The sequence below is a fragment of the Inquilinus sp. Marseille-Q2685 genome, from assembly GCF_916619195.1.
Lineage (GTDB): Bacteria > Pseudomonadota > Alphaproteobacteria > DSM-16000 > Inquilinaceae > Inquilinus.
In genome coordinates this window covers 177,221-197,383 of the sequence record NZ_CAKAKL010000004.1, presented here as the reverse complement: position 1 = coordinate 197,383, position 20,163 = coordinate 177,221, and the positions used below count along the sequence as shown (strand labels likewise).

Genomic DNA, 20,163 nt, shown 5'->3' with positions numbered 1-20,163 from the left:
ACATGGCATTAAGGGCAACGTCGGCGCTGAACTCATCAGTCCGCGCAGTCGGCTTGTATCGAGGGGTTGACCGTCGCTGTGGCCGGGCTGGCGGTCCGATGATCGTACACCAGAGGGCATGAGCGTAGGTGGTTGCGTGTCCCCGCAACCAGATAGCCAGACGCCCCGTTCTCCGGACGGGGCGTCTGGCTATCTGACTGTGGGGATCGGTGAATGATCCTGTCGGTTCGGCCTGCAGGCTCGCAACGCGAGCCGGAAGGCAACGCCGAAGGCGGTCAATCCTGTCCCCGCAACCACCTCTTTATAACTCCATCCAGATCGACATCTGAGACACAGCCCCGCCCCAAAAAGGCGGGGCTCTCCGCGTTCTGCGGCATTCACGGTCTGGGGCCGCGACGGCATCCGCCACGAAGGGCCGTTGGACAAGCATGGAAGGCTGGCGGTCGAGCCCGGCGCCGCCCGGCTTAAGCTCGGCGAGAACTGCGCCTGTTGCCCGGCCATTGCGATTCGACGATCGACCGCTGGACTGGTATGTCGGCATCCGGTCTGGACGGGTCGAAAGCCTGTGGCCAGTCGCCGCCCGCGGCGCAATGGCTTGAACGTGCGTCCTCCGGTCCCGCCCGCTCTGGATGGCGTGCACGATCGCACGTCGGCTTACTGGGGCGCGATGGGATGTCTCGCCCGAAACCTGCCTAGCCCAGGGCCGGCAAGATCGGAGCGGCAGCCTCCGACAGGCTTCTCGGGCCGCAGGAGGCGCGTTCGATGATGCGGCTGGTGATCTGCACGCGCACAGGGATATCGGACGGGATTCGCCCCTGGATCCGGTCGTCGAGCAGGCGCACGCAGGCAGCCCCCATCTGCTGGCCGAAGACCTTGACGGTCGTCAGCTGCGGCGAGATCTGGGTCGCGGCGGAATAGTCCCCGAATCCGACCACCGAAGCGTTCTCCGGAATCCGGTAGCCGAGCCGCAGGAGCTCGGAGACCACGGTCAGCGCCAGCCCGTCATGGGCGCAGAAGAAGGCGGTGGGGTGAAATCCCTCGGCATGCGCGGCGCGGAGATGCTCGGTGAAGCGCGAGTCCGCCTGGAACCTCATCTCGCGGAACTCCACATCGGCCTGCTTCTCCAGCACTTCCCGCACGCCGTAGAAGCGCTCGACGCGGCCGCGGAAGCCCGGGGTCCCGTGGACATAGACGATGCGGCGGTGGCCGAGGGCCAGGAGGTAGTTGGCGACGGCGGATCCGGCCTCGTGGTCGGTGCCGCCGACATGGTCGGCCTGCTCGAGGGGCTCCAGCCAGCCCTGCCGCACGATCGGCTTGCCCAGCGCCCGGACGCGGGCGAAGGTCTCGCGGTCATGCGGTCCGACCAGGACCGCGCCGCTGCAGGATCGCACGATCGCCTGGATCTCGTCGGGCTCATGGGTCCAGCGCATGTTGAGGCGGTAGCCCAGCCTCTCGGCCTCGGACTGGGCCCCGTTCTGGATCAGCAGGTGAAGCTCGCTGTTGATCAGATCGGTGTCGTGGAAGATCACCCCGAGGGTCAGCAGCTCCGGCTCCGGGCTCGGGCGCGCGTAGCCCAGCTCGGCCGCCGCCTCCTGGACGCGACGGCGCGTCTCGTCAGAGACGCCGTCCTTGCCGGACAGGGAGCGCGACACCGCGAATTTCGACAGGCCCGTGCGTTGCGCGATCGTCGCCAGCGTGACCTTGGCCATTGCTGATCCTCTTTCCAGGCCCGATCCCTTCTAGCATCGGCCCATAACGGTTCAAAAAAGTTTTGTCTGAATGTGCATCGATGGTGCGGTATCGGTTGATCTCATCATTTCATGCCGTTTTGGATCCGATTCGCGGTGGTGAAATTTCTCTATCATAACGCTTTACCTAACAAAATCGTCCATGCAAGCATCTCATTGCAACGGCTGATCATAACAGGCCGGACATTGGGGAGGAGACCCATGGTGAAGCTGAGCCGCAGGGCTTTCATCGCCGCCACATCCGCCACAGCCGCGTCTTTCGCGCTGCCCGGGCTGGGCCGCGCCGCCGAGATCAAGGAATCAGCCTTCCTGAAGGACCAGGTGGCGGCGGGCACGCTGCCGCCCGTCGCGCAGCGGCTGCCGGCGAACCCGCTGGTGATCACGCCGCTGGAGCGCGCCGGCCAACAGGGCGGCGACTGGAAGCACGCGCTGGTCGGCGGCGGGTCGCTGTCCATGGTGGTGCGCTATCAGGGCTACGAGCCCCTGGTCCGCTTCAACCCCGACTGGTCCGGCCTGGTCGAGAACACGGCGGAGTCCTGGAGCGTCAATGCCGACGCCACCGAATACACCTTCCGCTTGCGCAAGGGTCACAGGTGGTCGGACGGGCATCCGTTCACGACCGAGGATGTCCAGTTCTGGTACGACGCCTTTTTCACCGACAAGGACACCAATACTGGCGGCAACAGCTGGTGGTATGCCGACGGCAAGCCGGCGCGCATCGAGGTGGTCGATGAGACGACGTTCAAGGTCGTTTTCCCGTCGCCGAACGGCTTCTTCGTGCAGAACCTCGCCTGGGCGCAGCAGGACCAGCTGACGCGCACGCCGAAGCATTACCTGCAGCAGTTCCACGCCCGCTACAACCCGGATGCCGACAAGCTGGCCAAGGAGAAGGGGCTGCAAAGCTGGATCGCGCTGTTCCAGCGTGAGATCGGCCTGTCCGACGACAACACCTTCTTCCAGAACCCGAGCCGGCCGACGCTCAACGCCTGGATGTTCACGGTCGCGCCGGGGCAGAGCACCGAGCAGGCGCTAGCAGTCCGCAACCCCTATTACTTCAAGGTCGATCCGGAGGGCACGCAGCTGCCCTATTTCGACCGCATCGTCTACCAGATGGTGGCCGATCCCGAAGTCCTGCTGCTGAAGGTGCTGCAGGGCGAGATCGACATGATGGACCAGTACATCGCCACGCCGGCGAACAAGCCGGTGCTGTTCGACGGCCAGGAAAAGGGCGGCTACGGCTTCTACACGTTGAAGGAGACCGCGGCCAATGTGATGGTCTTCCAGTTGAACCTGAACCACACCGACCCGGTGAAGAACAAGCTGTTCAACACCAGGGAGTTCCGCCAGGCGTTGTCCATCGCGATCGACCGCCCGGCGCTGATCGACGCCGTGTTCGTCGGGCAGGGCCAGCCGGCGCAGGCCTCGATCCGGCCGGACGACCCGCTCTATGTCGAGCGGCTGGCCAAGGACTTCACGCAGTATGATCCGGACGCCGCCAATGCGATGCTGGACAAGCTGATCCCGAACCGGGACGGCGACAATTACCGGACCGACGAGAGCGGCCGGCGGGGGACGGTCATCTTCGAGCTCGACCAGACCCGCACCACCTTCCTCGACATGTTCCAGCTGGTGGTTCCCATGTTCCAGGCCGTGGGCATCGACGCCCAGGTGCGCAGCATGGACCGCTCGCTATGGGAGACGCGGGTGCGCCGCGGGCGCGACTTCGATGCGACGGCGCATCAGTTCGGGGCGAACAGCGGCATCGCCGCGATGCTCGATGCCCGCTACTTCGTGCCGTTCTCGACCAACTCGCTCTATGCCCCGGGCTGGTCGCTCTACTATCTCGACCCGAAGAACCCGGACGCGATCGAGCCGCCGGCGGAGATCAAGGCACAGCAGGATCTCTACACGAAGCTGCTGGCCACCGGTGACCCCGAGCAGCAGAAGACGCTGATGCGGCAGATCCTCGAAAAGGCTGCGGACCTGTTCATGACCTTCGGTGTCAGCCTGCCGCCGGACAGCTACGGCATCGTCAAGACCAACATGGTCAATGTGCCGAAGACCATGCCGAACTCCTTCGGCTGGCCGACCCCCGGCCCGGCGCGGCCGGAGCAGTTCTTCAAGGCCTGACCGGCCACGTCCCTGATCGCTTCCGGATCCGCCCATGGGACGGCACCGGATCCCTCGACCGAAAGACAGAGAGCGAGACATGCCGGACACCGTTGCGCCATCGGCCGGGGGCCTGAGGACAGCCGACTGGTACCGGTCGGCGACGCGCTGGGCGCAACTCACCCTCGCCGAGGACGACCCGATCCGCTTCGATCCGGAGTTCTGGATCGACCTGTTCCGGCGCAGCAAGTCGAACGCGACCTGCCTCAGCGCCGGGGGGTACATCGCCTATTACCCTTCCAAGGTGCCGTTCCACTATGTGAGCCAATATCTGGGCGACACCGACCCCTTCGGCACGTTGGTGGAGGGGGCTCGCCGGCTCGGCATGCATGTCATGGCGCGAGTCGATCCGCATGCCATCCACCAGGACGCGGCCGACGCCCATCCGGAATGGATCGCCGTCGACAGGGACGGCAACCGGCGCCGGCATTGGGCCTATCCCAGCGTCTGGGTCACCTGCGCCTACAGCGACTACAATTTCGAGTTCATGCCGCAGGTGGTGCGCGAGATCACCCGCGACTACGACATCGATGCGATCTTCGCCAATCGCTGGCAGGGGCACGGCGTCTGCTATTGCGAGACCTGCCGGCGGAACTTCCGCGACGCGTCCGGCCACGACCTGCCGCGCGACGCCGATCCCGAGGATCCGGCCTGGCTGGCCTGGACGGCCTGGCGGCGTACGGTGCTGAGCCGCCTCGTGGTCGAATGGGACGAGGCGATGAAGGCGATCAAGCCGAACACCAGCTTCATCCCGAACATGGGCGGCGTGTCGCTGATGGAGTTCGATCTGAAGCTGATCGAAAAGCATTGCCCGTTCCTGGTCGTGGACGACCAGGGCCGGCGCGGCACCGAACCGGTCTGGCTGTCGGGCCGCAACGGCAAGCGCATGCGGGCGACCTTCCGCGACCGGCCGGTGGTGCTGATCACCTCGATCGGGCCGGAGGAGAAATATCGCTGGAAGGATGCGGTGACGACCGGGCCGGAGATCCGGTCGTGGATGCTCGACGGCGTGGTGCAGGGCATGCTGCCCTGGTTCACCAAGTTCAACGGCACGGTGCCGGACAGGCGCTGGGTCGAGCCGGTGGTCGACGGCTTCGGGCTGCACGCCGCGCTGGAGCCGGTGTTCGCGGCGACCGTGCCGGCGGCGGAGATCGCGATCATCGATCCGGCCACCACGCTGCGCCATCACGGGCCGGACACGCGCAAGGCGGCGGAGGCCGACGATCTCGGCTTCTACCAGGCGCTGGTCGAGGAGAAGCTGCCCTTCGAGATGCTGTCGGACCAGGCGATGACGCCGGAGCGGCTCGACCGCTTCAAGGTCGTGATCCTGGCCAATGCGACCTGCCTGTCCGACGCGCAATGCGCCGCGCTGGAAGCGTATGTCGCCCGCGGCGGCAGCGTGGTCGCGGCCCATGAGACCTCGATGCGCGATGAGGACAACCGTCCGCGCGGAACCCTGGCGCTGGCCGACCTGCTGGGCGTGACGGTGACCAGGCCGCCGCGGGCGGGCGTCCAGAACAGCTATGTGGCGCTGAACGGCCGCCATCCGATCGCGGAGGGCTATGACGGCGCCGCGCGCATCATCGGCGGCACCCGCCTGATCGGCGTCGAGGCCGCGGCCGATGCCGAGGTGCCGTTCCTGTATGTCCCGGATTTCCCCGACCTGCCGATGGAGGAGGTCTATCCGCGCGAGGAGCCGCGGGGCGCCGCGGTGGTGGCGCGCCGGCACCCGGGCGGTGGACGGACGGTCTACATCCCCTGGAACATCGGCGGCATCTTCTGGGAGGTGCTGGCCGCCGACCACCAGCGGCTGATCGCCAACGCCGTGCGCTGGGCGCTGAGCAAGCGGCCGGATGTCGAGGTGACCGGCCGGTCGGTGCTGGATGTCGCCGTGCGCGAGGGCGAGGACCAACTGGTGGTCGCGCTGCAGAACCTGACCAACCCGATGATGATGAAGGGGCCGACGCGGGAGATCCATCCCGTGGGGCGGCAGGAGGTCTCGGTGGCCATCCCCACCGGCCGCTCCTTCGCCGGGGCGCGGCTGCTCGTCGCCGGGGAGATGGCGGAGGCGAAGGTGAAGGCGGGCCGGGTGACCGTGATCGTGCCGAAGATCGACCTAGTCGAGGCGGTGCACATCACCTGGGCCTGAAGAAGAAACAGGGGAAGGAGACGCGGGCGGCCATGCTGCGCTACGTCATCAAACGCCTGATCTACATGGTGCCGACGCTGCTCGGCATGTCGATCATCGCGTTCCTGATCATCCAGCTGCCGCCGGGCGATTATCTCACCTCGATGATCGCCATGATGACGGATTCCGGCCAGAACGTGGATCCGGCGCAGGTGGCGCGGCTCAGGGAGATCTACGGCTTCGACGATCCCGTCTGGCTGCAGTACTGGAAGTGGATGAGCGGCATCCTGTTCCGCGGCGACTTCGGCTATTCCTTCGAATGGAACCGGCCGGTCGCCGACCTGATCTGGGAGCGGATGGGCTCGACGCTGGCGATCTCGCTCGCCTCGCTGCTCTTCGTCTGGGCCGTATCGCTGCCGATCGGCATCTATTCGGCCATGCGCCGCCATTCGGTCGGCGACTACGGCTTCACCTTCCTCGGCTTTCTCGGTCTCGCAGTGCCGAACTTCATCCTGGCGCTGACGCTGATGTATCTCTCCTACAGGTATTTCGGCCAGAGCGTCGGCGGGCTCTACTCCCCCGAGTATGTCGACGCGCCATGGTCCTGGGCCAAGGCCGGCGACCTCCTCGCCCATCTTTGGATCCCGATCATCATCATCGGCACGCACGGCACCGCGGCGCTGATCCGGATCCTGCGCGCCAATCTCAGCGACGAGCTGAACAAGCCCTATGTGATCACCGCCAAGGCCAAAGGCCTGCCCGAACACCGCGCGGTGCTGCGCTATCCCGTGCGCATCGCGCTCAACCCCTTCGTCTCCGCCCTCGGCTGGGTGCTGCCGGAGCTGATCTCGGGCGCCACGATCACGGCCATCGTGCTCAACCTGCCGACGGCCGGGCCGCTGCTGCTGCGGGCCCTGATCTCGCAGGACATGTACCTGGCCGGCAGCTTTATCCTGCTGATGGGCGTGCTGACGCTGATCGGGATGCTGGTCTCCGACATCCTCCTCGCGTTGCTCGACCCCCGGATCCGGTTCACCTGATGAGCGAGCACATCTTCATCGACGGGCCGGCGGAGACGGCACCCGCCATCACCCTCCTGAAGCCCGGGACCAAGTCGGGCGAGATCGCCGCGGCCGGGCAGTGGGCGCTGATCTGGCGGCGCTTCGCCCGCAACAAGGTGGCGGTCGCGTCGGGCGTCGTCATCCTGCTGTTCTATCTGATCGGCGCCTTCGCGGAGTTCCTGGCCCCGGCGCTGCCCGATGCCGCGCGGCCGCAATTCACCAACGCGCCGCCCCAGAAGATCCGCTTCTTCGCGGCCGACCCCGATGGCGGCTCGCGCTTCCTGCCGCATGTCACCGGCTATTCCATGCAGGTGGACCAGGCGTCGCTGCGCCGCAGCTATGTCACGGACGAGGCCAAGGTCGTGCCGATCGGCCTCTTCGTGAAGGGCCCGGCCTACCGGCTGTGGGGCCTGATCCCGATGGACCGGCATCTCGTCGGGCCGGTGCGGCCGGGCGACACCATGTATCTGCTGGGCACCGACAAGCTCGGCCGGGATCTGTTGAGCCGGCTGATCTACGGCACCCGGGTCTCGATGTCGATCGGGCTCATCGGCGTCTGCATCAGCCTGCTGCTCGGCGTCACGCTCGGCAGCCTCTCCGGCTTCTATGGCGGCGCGGTGGACATGGTGATCCAGCGCATCATCGAGGTGATCAGCTCGATGCCCACCATCCCGCTCTGGCTGGGGCTGGCGGCGGCGATCCCGCTCACCTGGTCGCCGCTTCAGGTCTATTTCGTCATCACGCTCATCGTCTCGCTGTTCGGCTGGACCGGGCTGGCGCGCGAGGTGCGCGGCCGGTTCTACGCCTTGCGGGGCGAGGATTTCGTGACCGCCGCCCGGCTGGACGGGTCGGGCGAGCGGCGGCTGATCTTCCGGCACATCCTGCCCTCGCTCACCAGCCACATCCTCGCGGTGGTGACGCTCGCGGTCCCCACCATGATCGTGGCGGAGACGGCGCTGTCCTTCCTCGGTATCGGGCTGAAGCCGCCGGTGGTCTCCTGGGGCGTGCTGCTGCAGGAGGCGCAGAATGTGCGCACCATCGCCGGCGCACCATGGCTCCTGGTCTGGCCGGCCGGCGCGGTTGTCCTGGCGGTGCTGGCCTTCAACTTCCTCGGCGACGGCCTGCGTGACGCCGCCGACCCCTACGATTCATGACGGGGGCGGCGATGGGACTCATCACGGCGGACCGGCCCGCCTCGGCTGCCGACACGGCCGACGTGGTGCTGCGGGTCGAAGGGCTCAGCCTCGACTTCAACCTGCGCACCCATATCCTCCACGCGGCGCGGGAGGTGAGCTTCGAGCTGAAGCGCGGCCGGACCCTCGGCCTCGTCGGCGAGAGCGGCTCGGGCAAGAGCGTGACGGCGCGGGCGCTGCTGCGCATCATCGACCGCAACGGCCGGATCGTCGGCGGCCGCATCCTGCTGCGCGGCAACGGCAGCGAGATCGACATCGCCGGGCTTGCGGAACGCAGCCCGGACCTCCTGAAGATCCGCGGCGGCCGGATCGGCCTGATCTTCCAGGAGCCGATGAGCTCGCTGTCGCCGGTGCACACCATCGGCTCGCAGATCGTGGAGGCGCTGCGGCTGCACCGCCGGCTCGGCAAGAAGGCCGCGCGCGAGACGGCCATCGACCTGCTGCGCCAGGTCGAGATCCCGCATCCCGACCGGATGGTCGACCGCTACACCTTCGAGTTCTCGGGCGGGATGCGCCAGCGGGCGATGATCGCCATGGCGCTGGCCTGCGACCCCGATATCCTGATCGCCGACGAGCCGACGACGGCGCTCGACGTCACCACCCAGGCGGAGATCCTCGACCTGATCAAGCGGCTGCAGGACAGCCGCGGCATGGCGATGCTGCTGATCACCCACGATATGGGGCTGGTCGCCGAGATCGCCGACGAGGTGGCGGTGATGCATTACGGCCGGATCGTCGAGCGCGGCAGCGCCGACGCCATCTTCCACGACCCGCGGCACCCCTACACCCGCGCGCTCCTGAACGCGACCGTGAAGCTGGAGCAGAACCGGCGCGCGCTCACCAGGCCGGCGAGCACCGAACTCGGCGAGGTCTCGCCGGTGCTGTCGCTGCGCAACGTGTCGAAGGTCTATGGCCGCGGCGACCATGCCATCACGGCGGTCGACGATGTCAGCCTCGATCTCCTCCCCGGCGAGAACCTTGGCATCGTCGGTGAGAGCGGCTCGGGCAAGACCACGCTCGGCCGGCTGATCCTGCGGACGGTCGAGCCCAGCGCCGGCCGCATCACCTATGTCGACGGCGCCGGGCGGCCGGTGGAGGTGACGGCGCTCGGCAAGCCGGGACTCAAGGCGTTCCATCGCGATGTCCGGCTGGTATTCCAGGATCCCTTCGCCTCGCTGAACCCGCGCATGACGGTGAAGCAGATCATCGGCGATCCGCTGTATGTGAGCGGGACGGCGCGCGGTGCGGCCCTGACCAGGCGGGTCGCCGAGCTGATGGAGCTGGTCGGGCTCGACCCGCTCGCGATGGAGCGCTATCCGCACGCCTTCTCCGGCGGGCAGAGGCAGCGCATCGGCATCGCCCGCGCCCTCGCGCTCGACCCGCGCATCGTCATCGCCGACGAGGCGACGGCGGCGCTCGACGTCTCGATCCGCTCGCAGATCCTCGACCTGCTGCTGGACCTGCAGCGGCGGCTGCGCCTGAGCTTCGTCTTCATCTCGCACGACATTTCGGTGGTCCGCTATTTCTGCGATCGGGTCGCGGTGATGCACCGCGGCCGGCTGGTGGAGATGGGCCCGGCCGAGGAGATCTGCACCGCGCCGCGCGAGCCCTATACCCGCAGCCTGATCTCGGCCGTGCCTAACCCCGATCCCCGCCGCAAGCGGATGATGCACCGAACCCGTTTCACCCCCGAGGAGGCCTCGGCCCGCAGGACGAGCTAGCGCCCGAGGGATCATCACGCCGCCGGTTGACGCGGCGGGCGCAGGCCGCGCCCGCCGAAGGACGAGCATTGCGCGAAAGGAGCGCCCCATGGCCACGGACAAGGTCCCGCAGATCCCGTTCGGAGCGGTCTATTTCCGCAAGTCCAACCCGCCGCGCGAGGATTGGGCGCGGGACTACCGGACGGCAGCGGAGGACGGGCTCAACATCTTCCGCCACTGGTTCATGTGGAGCGTCATCGAGCGCCGGCCTGGCGTCTATGATTGGGACGACTATGACCGGCAGATGGACCTGGCGGCCGAGAACGGCCTCAAGACCATCATCGCCGAACTGACCCACACGGTGCCCGACTGGGCCTATCGCAAATTCTCCCATGCCCGGCAGGTTCGCATGGATGGACGGCCGCTGACCTCGAATATGGGCGTCAGCGCCGCCGTCGGCGGTTTCGCCAACAATGGCGGCGGGGCAGGGGCGCTGACCATGAACTGCCCCGAGGTGAAGGAGGCGGCCGGCGCCTTCCTGACCGCGCTCGCCACCCGCTACAAGGGGCATCCGGCGCTGCTCGGCTACGACGTCTGGAACGAGGTCAACTACGCCGCCGATGTCGATTATTCGAGCCACGCCAAGGCCGCCTTCCGCGACTGGCTGAAGCGGAAATACGGCGACCTCGAGACGCTGGCCCAGGCCTGGCACCGCTACTCCTACGCCGAATGGGAGGACATCGAGCCGCCGGCCGAGATCGCCGCCTATCCGGAGGGCCTCGACTGGATCGAATTCCGGCGGGACAATTTCTACGGCCAGATGCAATGGCGCATCGACACCATCCGCGCAGTGGACCGGGACTGCCTGATCGCCGCGCACGGCATCGCCGGCGCCATCCCGAACATGGCCGCCAATGGCTGCGACGACTGGCTGGCGGCGTCCAAGGTCGAGATCTACGGCATGACCTGGGTCCCGGCGCGCAAGGGCAACCAGCCCTGGCGCAACTTCTACGGCGCCGACATGACCCGCGCCGCCGCCCGCGGCAAGCCCTTCTGGCATGCGGAGCGGCAGGGCGGCCCGCTCTGGCTGCAGCCGCAGGTGCTGGGCCGCGACAAGGAGGATGGCCGCGTCGCCGAGCCGGAGGACATCCGCGTCTGGACCATGACCTCCTTCGCCGCTGGGGCGACCGGCGTTCTCAACCTGCGCTGGCGGCCGCTGCTCGACGGCCCGCTGTTCGGCGCCTTCGGCTCCTACGCCATGGACGGCTCGCGCACGCCGCGCTCGGACATGGCGAGCGCCATCGCCAAATGGGCGAACGCGCCGGAGCAGAAGGATGTGTTCGCGGCGCGGCCGGTGAAGGGCGATATCGGCCTGCTGGTCGTCCCGGAAGCCCAGGCCTGGGACCTGCTGCTCAACCACCGCCACTGTCCGGAGACCTATGCCGAGGCGATGTGGGGCGCCTATCGCGGCTTCTTCGACAACGGCATCCAGGCCGACTGGCTGCATGTCGACGACATCGATTCCCATGACACGATCTACGCACCGTACCCGATCATGCTGACGGCGGCGCATGCGGAGAGGCTGGCCCGCTGGGTGGAGGCGGGCGGCACGCTGATCAGCGAGGCCTGCATCGGCTATTTCGGCGACCGCGGCACGGTCGGCGTCGTGCAGCCGAACCACGGGTTGGACCGCGTCTTCGGGGTGCGCGAGGACGAGGTCGAGTTCATGCCCGACATCGGCGACCGCATCCGCTTCGCCTATGACGGCCACACCGTGACGGGCGGCGGCTTCCTGCAGAGCTATACGCCGGCGGGCGGGACCGAGCGCGGCCGGTTCGCCGACGGGCGGCTCGCGGTGGTCGAGAATACCTACGGCCGCGGGCGGACGCTGCTGGTCGGCACCCATCCGGGAGTCGGCTATTTCAAGACCTCGGGCGAGGCGAACCGGAGCTATTTCGCCGGGGTCTTCGCCTGGACCGGCCGGGAGCAGCATGTGCGCCTCTCGAACAGCGCATTGCAGGCCAGGCTCCATGATGGCGAAGGCGGCAAGGTGCTCTGGGTGGTGAACCCGACGCGCGAGGCCCAGCGCTCGACCGTGGCCGTCGCCGCGCGGCACGGGACGCTGAGGATCGGCCAGGCGCATTGGGCGGGGGAGGGTGCCCGGATCCAGGAGGCCGAGGTGGTGGTGCCGCCGCGCGACGTCCTGGTGGCCAGGCTGGGCTAGCTATGAGCTTTCAATAGGTTGTCCACTCGGTCCGGGCCGAGGAAGCTGAGGTTGCGAAGCTTCAGTGTTCCCAGGAGGACCGAGTGGACGTGCACAAGAATGCCCGACTGACGCCGAAGGGTCGAGGCGAGATGGTCCGTCGGGTGCTGCGGGGCGAACGCCCCAGTGCGGTGGCGGCAGCCTTGGCCACAACCGCAAAGACGGTGAAGAAGTGGGTCGACCGCTACCAGGCCGAAGGGCCTGCAGGCGTGGAGGACCGGTCCTCCAGGCCCAAGCGGCTGCACAGGCCGACGCCGGCCGAGACGGTCGAGCGCATCATCGCCCTCCGGCACCAGCGCTTCACCGGCCAGCAGATCGCCCGCGAGGCCGGCGTCTCACCAACGACGGTGAGCCGCATCCTGCGAGCGGCACGGCTCAGCCGGATGCGGGATCTGCAGCCGCCCAAACCGGTCGTGCGCTACCAGCACGACAAGCCCGGCGAGCTGATCCACCTGACATCAAGAAGCTCGGCCACTTCGAACGGGTCGGCCACCGCATCACCGGCGACAGGACCGGCCAGAGCAACAGCCGCGGCATCGGCTGGGAGTTCGTCCATGTCTGCATCGATGACGCCTCCCGGGTGGCCTTCAGCCGGGTCATGCCCAACGAGAAGAAGGAATGCGCCGTCGCCTTCCTCAAGGCCGCCGTGGCCTACTATGCGAGCCTCGGCGTCACCGTCGCCCGAGTGATGACCGACAACGGATCCTGCTATGTCTCCAATGCTTTCGCCAAGGCATGCCGCAAGCTCGGCCTGAAGCACATCCGCACCAAACCCTACACGCCGAAGACCAACGGCAAGGCCGAGCGCTTCATCCAGACCGCCCTGCGCGAATGGGCCTACGCCAAGCCCTATCCGACCTCAAATCATCGCACCGCCGAGATGCCTGCCTGGCTCCACCGATACAACTGGCATCGGCCTCACGGCGGAATAAAATGCCACACACCCATCAGCCGCCTCGGCCTCTCCGAGGACAACCTGTTGATCCTCCACAGCTAGCCGCTGTGCCGCGAACCCGATCATCTCCCGCAGCAGATCGGCATCGGCGCTCTTCTCCATCAGCCCGCGCAGGGCCATCATGTCCTCGGTCATCTTCGGTTCCTCGGTCTCAGGTTGGTGTCAGCAACCCGACCCTACCGGAGAATCGCAGATGACCACCCGCCGCTATCACCAGCGGCTCGCTTCGCCCGCTACACTACTCCCCAGGACACGATCCTGGAGAAAAGATTCCAGCTTCAAGACGCGGGCCGAACGCTTTGCGAAAATTCGGGTGCTCGGCCCTCCGATTTGGCCCCTGTGAAAAGAAGCACGCCGGATCGCAGAGCAGGGGCGGCCGTTCGAGGACCAGCTTCGCCCGTGCCCGCGCAGCCTCACCGAACTGGCGGCGAAGGATAGGGCAACGCGGCGAGACGCGGGCCAGCCCCTCCACCAACCGCAAGAATCGTTGGTTGCCTATCCCGCAACCAACGATCCTGGCACCAAGCCGTCCCCCATCAGGGACGGCTTTTTGCTGTTCCACGCAAACACCAGCATCGACGCAAGGTCCCTCGAATAGCGGTAGCCGGCGTAGAAGAACGCCAGGTTGCCCCAGGGGGCGTAATAGCAGAAGTCGCCCGGAGCGAACGGCCCGCTGCCCCCTCGGTGAGCCTCCGCGGCAGATAGGCGATCTTCTCCGCGTGCGGGTGGCGGCGCCGATGGGGATGGTCCCCAGGAGGGCTCGGCGCCCGAGCGATCGGGGTTCAGGCGTCACGTGAGAGCTCTCATGGCTGGATCCACGAGCTGAACACCGCGGTACCGCTGGAGGCCGAGCGCGACCTGCATTTCCGCGCCGCCGACACGCTGGAGCGCATCACCGGGTGCGGCCCGTGGGCATGCGGACTCTGTCCTGGGATTTCTCGGACGCCACGCTCCGGGGAGCCGACCGGCATGGTCGAGCTACCGGTCGAGTGGATCCGCGACGACGACGTCTATTTCAACATGAACCGGTTCCAGGCCCTGTGACCCTACACCGACCTCGAGACGGTGCTGTCGATCTTCCGGCGGGAGTTCGACCGGGCGCATGCGGAGGGCGGCCTGTTCCTGTTGTGCTGTTGGCGATGGCGAGATGCCGGCCTCCACCAGGGCGGAGGCGCATCATGGGGCAGAGAACAGCTCCGGCATCATCGACCGCGCGATCGGGCGGAGGCGTGCGGCCTCTGCGTCGTCGATCCAGCGATAGGGGCGCCGCAGCCTGGGCCCGATCGGCCCCCAGCCGCCGACCGCCGCCAGCAGCTTGTCCAAGGCGGCATTGGAGTATCCGTGCAGGCTGCGGAACGGCACGACATGCTCGTCCATGAAGCGGCAGATCCGGCGCTCCAGGTCGAGCGCGCCCTCGATGTCGGCGGCCATCCGGTCGGTCCAGGCCTGGGCGCCCGACGGGCTGAAGCAGGCGACGTTGGAGAAGGCGCCGGCGGCGACGCCGTGCTTCATCCCCGTCGCCAGATGATGGCCGGGGACGAAGAGCGCGATGCCGGAGAGATGCTGCTTCGCCGCCGCGTACCAGGCAGCGTCGCCATCCGCCAGCTTGATGCCGGTCACCGCCGGCACGGCGCGCACCAGCCGGCCGAGCTCGTCCGGCGGCAGCACCCGCTTGGCGTGTGGCGGGTTATAGAGGATCAGCGGCACTCCGCCGGCGGCCTCCGTCATCAGCTCCAGGAAGTCGACGGCCTCGGGCTCGGTCACCGGCCACCAGTCCGGCAGCACCACCTGGATCGCCGCGGGGCCGAGATCCCGCGCCAGCCGCACCCGCTCCCGCGCCAGGCTCGGGTCCGGCTGGCAGGCGCCGATGACGAAGGGCATGCCGGCGGCCCGGCACTTCTCGGCCAGCAGCCTCTGTATCGCGGCGTATTCCGCCTCGGTCTGGTTGTGCAGCTCGCCGGCCGTGCCGTTGGAATAGATGCCGTCGACCCGCGCCGTGACCAGCAGGTCGATCTCCTCGGCCAGCCGGCCGAAATCGATGCTGTCATCTTCGGCGATCGGCAGCAGCAGCGTCGCCCAGTTGCCGCGCAGCACGGTGTCCCTCCCCGTCATCGGCTGACGTCCTGTCTGATGCACGCCTTGAAATGTCCCGGCTCCACCTCCTCCAGTGGCGGGACCACCCTGGCGCAGGCCTCGACCGCGTGCGGGCAGCGGGTGCGGAAGACGCAGCCCGAGGGCGGGTTGGCCGGGCTGGGGATGTCGCCCGTCAGGATCTGGCGCTGGCGCGGCCGGTCGGGGTCCGGCTCCGGGATCGCCGAGAGGAGCGCGCGGGTATAGGGGTGCTTCGGCGCGGCGTAGAGCCGCTCGCTCGGCGCGATCTCCATGATCCGGCCGAGATACAGCACGATCACCCGGTCGCAGATGTACTCCACCACCGCGAGGTCGTGGGAGATGAACAGCATGGTCAGGCCGAGGCGCAGCTGCAGGTCGCGCAGCAGGTTGACGATCTGCGCCTGGACCGAGACGTCCAGCGCCGAGACCGGCTCGTCCGCCACCAGGAACTCCGGCTCCAGCGCCAGGGCCCGGGCGATGCCGATGCGCTGCCGCTGGCCGCCGGAGAACTCATGGGCGTAGCGCTCGACCGCGTCGGCCGGCAGCTCCACCGCCTCCAGCGCCGCCCGCGCCCTGGCCAGCCGCTCGCGGCCGGTGCCGATGCCCTGGATGGCGAGGCCTTCGGTCAGGATCTCGCCGATCGTCATGCGCGGCGACAGGCTGGCGAAGGGGTCCTGGAAGATGTACTGCATCCGCCGCCGCTGCCGGCGCATCTCGCCGCTGGACAGCCTGGTCAGATCCCTGCCGTCGAACACGACCTTCCCGGCCGTCGGCTCGATCAGCCGCAGCACCGACCGGCCGATCGTGGTCTTGCCCGAGCCGGATTCGCCGACGAGGCCGACCACCTCGCCGCGGCCGACCTCGAAGCTGATGTCGTCGAGCGCGCGCACCAGCGGGCCGCGGCCGAAGGCGCCGGGGCCGAAATGCTTGGCCAGGCCGCGCACGACGAGAAGCGGTTCGGCCATGGTCAGAGCTCCTGCCAGCGGATGCAGCGGCTGGTGTGGCCGGGGCCGACCTCGGCCAGCGCCGGCACGGCGGCGCGGCAGGCGTCGACCGCATGCGGGCAGCGCGAGGCGAAGGCGCAGCCAGGCGGCATGGCGGCCAGGCTCGGCACCGTGCCGGGAATGGTGGCCAGCTTGGCGCCCGCCGCCTTCAGCCGCGTCGCCTCGCCCAGTTTGGGCACAGAGGCCAGGAGGCCGATGGTGTAGGGGTGGCGCGGGTGCCGGAACACCTCGCGCACCGGCCCGGTCTCGACGATCCGGCCGGCATACATCACCGCCACGCGGTGGGCGATCTCGGCCACCACGCCGAGATTGTGGGTCACGAACAGCACCCCCATGCCGCGCTGGTCCTGCAGCCGGCGCAGCAGGTCGAGGATCTGCGCCTGGATGGTGACGTCCAGCGCGGTCGTCGGCTCGTCGGCCAGCAGCAGCGTGGGGTCGCAGGCCAGCGCCATGGCGATGGTGGCACGCTGGCGCATGCCGCCCGACAGCTCGTGCGGATACTGCCCGGCCCGCCGCTTCGGATCGGGGATGCCGACGCTGTCGAGCAGGTCGACCGCCGCCGCCCAGGCCGATCTGCGGTCGCGGCCGAGATGGATGCGGATCGGCTCGGCGATCTGGTCGCCGATGGTGTAGACCGGGTTGAGGCTGGTCATCGGCTCCTGGAACACCATGCCGATGTCGTTGCCGCGGATGCGGCGCCGCGCCTCCCCGTCCAGCGTCGCCAGGTCCCGGCCTTGCCCGTCCTTGCCGCGGAACCGGATCGACCCCGCGGCCACGCGCCCGGCCTTGGCCGGCAGCAGCCCCATGATGGAGAGGCTCGTCACCGACTTGCCGGAGCCGGACTCGCCCACCAGCGCGACCGTCTCCGCCGGCCGGATGGCGAGGTCGAGATCCGCCACCGCGGTCACCTCGCGCCCGCGGATGCGGAACACGGTCCGCAAGCCGCTGACGTCGAGGATGGGGTGCTGAGCCTCTGCCATCGGGTCCTCAGGCCAAGAGGCCGGTCGCCTTGAGGATCGCCTCGACCTTCGCGGCCTCGGCGTCGTTCAGCGCCCGCTGCGGCCGGGCCATGACATTGGTGTCGATGATGCCGAGGCGGCGCATCGCGGTCTTGAAGCCGCCGACGCCGGCCGACCCGGCGCTGGTGCGCGGCAGGCTGACCCAGACGATCTCGAACAGGCGGCACAGCCGCTCCTGCTCCGCCCGCGCCGCCGCCCAGTCGCCCTGGCGGCACAGGTCGTACAGGCGGACATAGCCATGCGGGTCGACATTGGCGAGGCCGGGCACGATGCCGTGCGCACCGGCGGCCAGGGCGGAATCGCAGACGATCTCCGATCCCGTCATCATCGCGATCTCCGGCCTGTCGGCCAGGTCCATCAGGGCGAAGCGGAAGTTGCCGTCGTCGCCGCTGGAATCCTTCAGCCCGGCGATGGTGCCCTCGCGCGCCAGCGTCACCACGCTCGCCCGGTCCAGCTTGACGTGGACGCAGACCGGGATGTCGTAGGCGATGACCGGCACGTCGATGGCCTCACGCACATAGCGGAAATGGTCGACAATCTCCGGCTGGCTGGTGCGGGCATAGAAGGGCGCGGTCACCACCACGGCGGCGACGCCGATCGACTGCGCCACCTTGGCATGGCCGATGACGCGGTCGGTGGTCGGGTCGATCACGCCGGCCAGCACGGGCACCCGGCCATTCGCGACCTTGACCGCATGCTCCAGGATCCGCCGGCGCGTCGCCTCGTCATGAAACACCACCTCGCTGGTGGAGCCGAGCACGAACAGCCCGTGCACGCCGCCGTCGATCAGATGCTCGAGCACGCGGGTGAAGGACGGGTAGTCGACCTGGAAATCCGCGGTCAGCGGGGTGACGACGGGCGGGACGACGCCCTGGAAAGCGGGGGCTGAGGCCATGATGGTCTTTTCGGTCAGTTGAGTTCGGAACGGGGGTCGAAGGCGTCGCGCAATCCGTCGCCGACGAAGTTGATGGCGAGCACGGTGATCACCAGGGCGACGCCCGGGAACAGCCACTGCCAGGGGTACTGCTCCAGCACCACGGTGCTGCGGGCGGCGTTCAGCATGTTGCCCCAGCTCGCCTCCGGCGGCGGCACGCCGAGGCCGAGGAAGGACAGGCCGGCCTCGAGCAGGATGGCGGCGGCGATCTGCAGCGTGGCGTAGACGACGAGGATGTCGATCGAGTTCGGCAGGCCGTGCCGCCACAGCAGGTGGCCGAGGCCGGCCCCCATGCCGCGCGACGCCACCACGAAGTCGCGCTCGCGCAGCTCCATCAGCCGGGCGCGGACCATGCGCGCCAGCACCGGCCAGGACAGCAGCGAGATGACGATGATGGTCGGCACGATGCCGGCGCCGGTGATCGAGGCCAGGACCAGCAGCGAGATCACCGGCGGCAGGGTCATGGCGAGGTCGACGAAGCGCATGATCGCGGCATCGGCGAAGCGGCCGGCCATGGCGGCGATCGAGCCGACCAGGAATCCGATCACCACCGAGATCGCGACCGACACCACGGCGACCAGCAACGAGATGCGCCCGCCCTGCAGCACCCGGGCCAGGATGTCGCGGCCGACGCCGTCGGTGCCCAGCCAATGCGCGGCGCTGGGGCCCTTGTTGAGGGCCAGCAGGTCGATGTCGTTCGGCTTGTGCCCGAGGATCAGCGGATAGCAGACGATCAGCACCAGCATCGGCACCAGGATGGCGATGCCGGCCAGCGCCGCGCCGTTGGCGGCAAAACGGCGGAAGGCGCGGGCCAGCGGGCCGTTGCCGCCGCGGGGATGGGGCGTTTCTGCGATCGCCATGTCAGGCCACCTGGATCCGCGGGTCGATCGCCGCATAGGCGATGTCGGTCAGCAGGTTGGCCAGGATCACGCAGGCGCCGACCACGAGGGTTGCGCCCATGATCACCGGATAGTCCCGGGTCTCCACCGCATTGACCAGCAGCAGGCCCATGCCTGGCCAGTTGAAGACGCTCTCGAGGAAGATGGCGCCGCCGACCGCGATGCCGATGGTCGACCCGATCAGGGTGACGACCGGCAGCAGCGCGTTGCGCAGCGCGTGCTTCACCACCACCCAGAACTCCTTGACCCCCTTGGCGCGGGCCGAGCGGACATAGTCCTGGTTCAGCACCTCCAGCAGCGAGGCGCGCATGTAGCGCATGATCAGCGCGGCGTGGCCGATCGAGAGCAAGAGAGCCGGCAGGATCAGGTGGCTGAGGAGATCGCCCAGCGAGAAGGGCGCGCCGGGGGTCAGCATGCCGCCCGACGGTGCCCAGCGCAGCAGCACGGAGAAGACGTAGAGACCGACCAGCGCGGTCAGGAAGGCCGGGCTGGAGATGCCGAGAAAGGCGGCGACCGAAAGGCCGAGATCGGTGGCGGAGTTGCGGCGGACGGCGCCGATGATGCCGGCGCCGATCCCGGCCACGATGGCGATCGCGAGGCCGGTTCCCATCAGCAGCAGGGTCGGGCCGATCCGCTGCGCCACCAGGCCCAGCACGGTCTCGCCGTTGCGCTGGAGGGAGAAGCCGAGATCGCCACGCAGCGCGCCGCCGAGCCAGGCCAGGTACTGCACCGGCAGCGGCTGGTCGAGGCCGAGACGGGCGCGCACCGCGGCCATCTCTTCCTGCGACATCGCCACATTCGGGTTGATGTAGGCGTCGATCGGGTCGCCGGGCGCGAGCCGGAGCAGGATGAAGATCAGCAGGCTGAGGGCGATCAGCATGCCGACCCCGACCGCGAGGCGACGAAGGCAGTAGTTCAGCATGTCATGTCCCGGTGGAACGGCGCGGCCCGGCCGGCCGCGCCGCCCTGTCCCATGGA

The 20,163-nt window shown here is 68.4% G+C and carries 14 protein-coding genes and 1 pseudogene; 7 read left to right on the top strand and 8 right to left on the bottom strand.

Annotation, left to right across the window (positions count from 1 at the left end):
• Positions 1-692: 692 nt before the first annotated feature.
• Positions 693-1,709: a LacI family DNA-binding transcriptional regulator gene (locus LG391_RS20985; RefSeq protein WP_225769993.1), complete on the bottom strand. Its 1,017-nt coding sequence runs from the start codon at positions 1,707-1,709 to the stop codon at positions 693-695.
• A 240-nt stretch (positions 1,710-1,949) separates the two neighbouring features.
• Here LG391_RS20985 and LG391_RS20980 point away from each other — a divergent pair, with 240 nt between their 5' ends.
• The 7 genes and pseudogenes from LG391_RS20980 (at position 1,950) to LG391_RS20950 (ending at position 13,259) form a co-directional block, all read left to right on the top strand.
• Positions 1,950-3,878: an ABC transporter substrate-binding protein gene (locus LG391_RS20980; protein ID WP_225769992.1), complete on the top strand. Its 1,929-nt coding sequence runs from the start codon at positions 1,950-1,952 to the stop codon at positions 3,876-3,878.
• Positions 3,879-3,957: 79 nt separating this feature from the next.
• Complete coding sequence (locus LG391_RS20975) at positions 3,958-6,066, top strand: alpha-amylase family protein (RefSeq protein WP_225769991.1); 2,109 nt, start codon at positions 3,958-3,960, stop codon at positions 6,064-6,066.
• A gap of 32 nt (positions 6,067-6,098) precedes the next feature.
• A complete protein-coding gene (locus tag LG391_RS20970; RefSeq protein ID WP_225769990.1) occupies positions 6,099-7,085 on the top strand; it encodes an ABC transporter permease in 987 nt (328 codons plus the stop codon).
• Positions 7,085-8,260, top strand: coding sequence for an ABC transporter permease (locus LG391_RS20965; protein WP_225769989.1), 1,176 nt, complete (start codon positions 7,085-7,087; stop codon positions 8,258-8,260). Before LG391_RS20970 ends, LG391_RS20965 begins: the two co-directional genes overlap by 1 nt.
• Positions 8,261-8,271: 11 nt before the next feature.
• Positions 8,272-10,020 (top strand): ABC transporter ATP-binding protein, encoded by a 1,749-nt coding sequence (locus tag LG391_RS20960; RefSeq protein WP_225769988.1) that lies wholly within the window; start codon positions 8,272-8,274, stop codon positions 10,018-10,020.
• An 88-nt stretch (positions 10,021-10,108) separates the two neighbouring features.
• Complete coding sequence (locus LG391_RS20955) at positions 10,109-12,223, top strand: beta-galactosidase (RefSeq protein ID WP_225769987.1); 2,115 nt, start codon at positions 10,109-10,111, stop codon at positions 12,221-12,223.
• A gap of 83 nt (positions 12,224-12,306) precedes the next feature.
• A pseudogene (locus tag LG391_RS20950) lies at positions 12,307-13,259 on the top strand (IS481 family transposase).
• A gap of 453 nt (positions 13,260-13,712) precedes the next feature.
• On the opposite strand, the gene LG391_RS35070 reads toward LG391_RS20950, so the two are convergent.
• The 7 genes from LG391_RS35070 to LG391_RS20910 all read right to left on the bottom strand — a co-directional run bounded on the left by LG391_RS35070 (position 13,713) and on the right by LG391_RS20910 (position 20,107).
• Positions 13,713-14,003 (bottom strand): cyclophilin-like fold protein, encoded by a 291-nt coding sequence (locus LG391_RS35070; protein WP_225770210.1) that lies wholly within the window; start codon positions 14,001-14,003, stop codon positions 13,713-13,715.
• Positions 14,004-14,393: 390 nt separating this feature from the next.
• Complete coding sequence (locus LG391_RS20935) at positions 14,394-15,329, bottom strand: dihydrodipicolinate synthase family protein (RefSeq protein ID WP_225769986.1); 936 nt, start codon at positions 15,327-15,329, stop codon at positions 14,394-14,396.
• Positions 15,326-16,294: an ABC transporter ATP-binding protein gene (locus tag LG391_RS20930; RefSeq protein ID WP_304608533.1), complete on the bottom strand. Its 969-nt coding sequence runs from the start codon at positions 16,292-16,294 to the stop codon at positions 15,326-15,328. The genes LG391_RS20935 and LG391_RS20930 overlap by 4 nt, the downstream gene beginning before the upstream one ends.
• A 2-nt stretch (positions 16,295-16,296) precedes the next feature.
• Entirely contained in the window at positions 16,297-17,313 is a 1,017-nt protein-coding gene (locus LG391_RS20925; RefSeq protein ID WP_225769985.1) for an ABC transporter ATP-binding protein, read from the bottom strand.
• A 7-nt stretch (positions 17,314-17,320) separates the two neighbouring features.
• A complete protein-coding gene (locus LG391_RS20920; protein ID WP_225769984.1) occupies positions 17,321-18,247 on the bottom strand; it encodes a dihydrodipicolinate synthase family protein in 927 nt (308 codons plus the stop codon).
• 14 nt (positions 18,248-18,261) lie between these two features.
• Positions 18,262-19,146 (bottom strand): ABC transporter permease, encoded by an 885-nt coding sequence (locus LG391_RS20915; protein WP_225769983.1) that lies wholly within the window; start codon positions 19,144-19,146, stop codon positions 18,262-18,264.
• A 1-nt stretch (position 19,147) separates the two neighbouring features.
• Positions 19,148-20,107 carry an ABC transporter permease gene (locus LG391_RS20910; protein WP_225769982.1) on the bottom strand — a complete coding sequence of 320 codons (960 nt, stop codon included), beginning with the start codon at positions 20,105-20,107 and terminating at the stop codon, positions 19,148-19,150.
• Between the last annotated feature and the right edge of the window lie 56 nt (positions 20,108-20,163).

Bases quoted from the DNA above. Each gene is read 5' to 3' on its own strand.
- LG391_RS20985 (WP_225769993.1), bottom strand. From the start codon at position 1,709: ATGGCCAAGGTCACGCTGGCGACGATCGCGCAACGCACGGGCCTGTCG.
- LG391_RS20980 (WP_225769992.1), top strand. From the start codon at position 1,950: ATGGTGAAGCTGAGCCGCAGGGCTTTCATCGCCGCCACATCCGCCACA.
- LG391_RS20975 (WP_225769991.1), top strand. From the start codon at position 3,958: ATGCCGGACACCGTTGCGCCATCGGCCGGGGGCCTGAGGACAGCCGAC.
- LG391_RS20970 (WP_225769990.1), top strand. From the start codon at position 6,099: ATGCTGCGCTACGTCATCAAACGCCTGATCTACATGGTGCCGACGCTG.
- LG391_RS20965 (WP_225769989.1), top strand. From the start codon at position 7,085: ATGAGCGAGCACATCTTCATCGACGGGCCGGCGGAGACGGCACCCGCC.
- LG391_RS20960 (WP_225769988.1), top strand. From the start codon at position 8,272: ATGGGACTCATCACGGCGGACCGGCCCGCCTCGGCTGCCGACACGGCC.
- LG391_RS20955 (WP_225769987.1), top strand. From the start codon at position 10,109: ATGGCCACGGACAAGGTCCCGCAGATCCCGTTCGGAGCGGTCTATTTC.
- LG391_RS20935 (WP_225769986.1), bottom strand. From the start codon at position 15,329: ATGACGGGGAGGGACACCGTGCTGCGCGGCAACTGGGCGACGCTGCTG.
- LG391_RS20930 (WP_304608533.1), bottom strand. From the start codon at position 16,294: ATGGCCGAACCGCTTCTCGTCGTGCGCGGCCTGGCCAAGCATTTCGGC.
- LG391_RS20925 (WP_225769985.1), bottom strand. From the start codon at position 17,313: ATGGCAGAGGCTCAGCACCCCATCCTCGACGTCAGCGGCTTGCGGACC.
- LG391_RS20920 (WP_225769984.1), bottom strand. From the start codon at position 18,247: ATGGCCTCAGCCCCCGCTTTCCAGGGCGTCGTCCCGCCCGTCGTCACC.
- LG391_RS20915 (WP_225769983.1), bottom strand. From the start codon at position 19,146: ATGGCGATCGCAGAAACGCCCCATCCCCGCGGCGGCAACGGCCCGCTG.
- LG391_RS20910 (WP_225769982.1), bottom strand. From the start codon at position 20,107: ATGCTGAACTACTGCCTTCGTCGCCTCGCGGTCGGGGTCGGCATGCTG.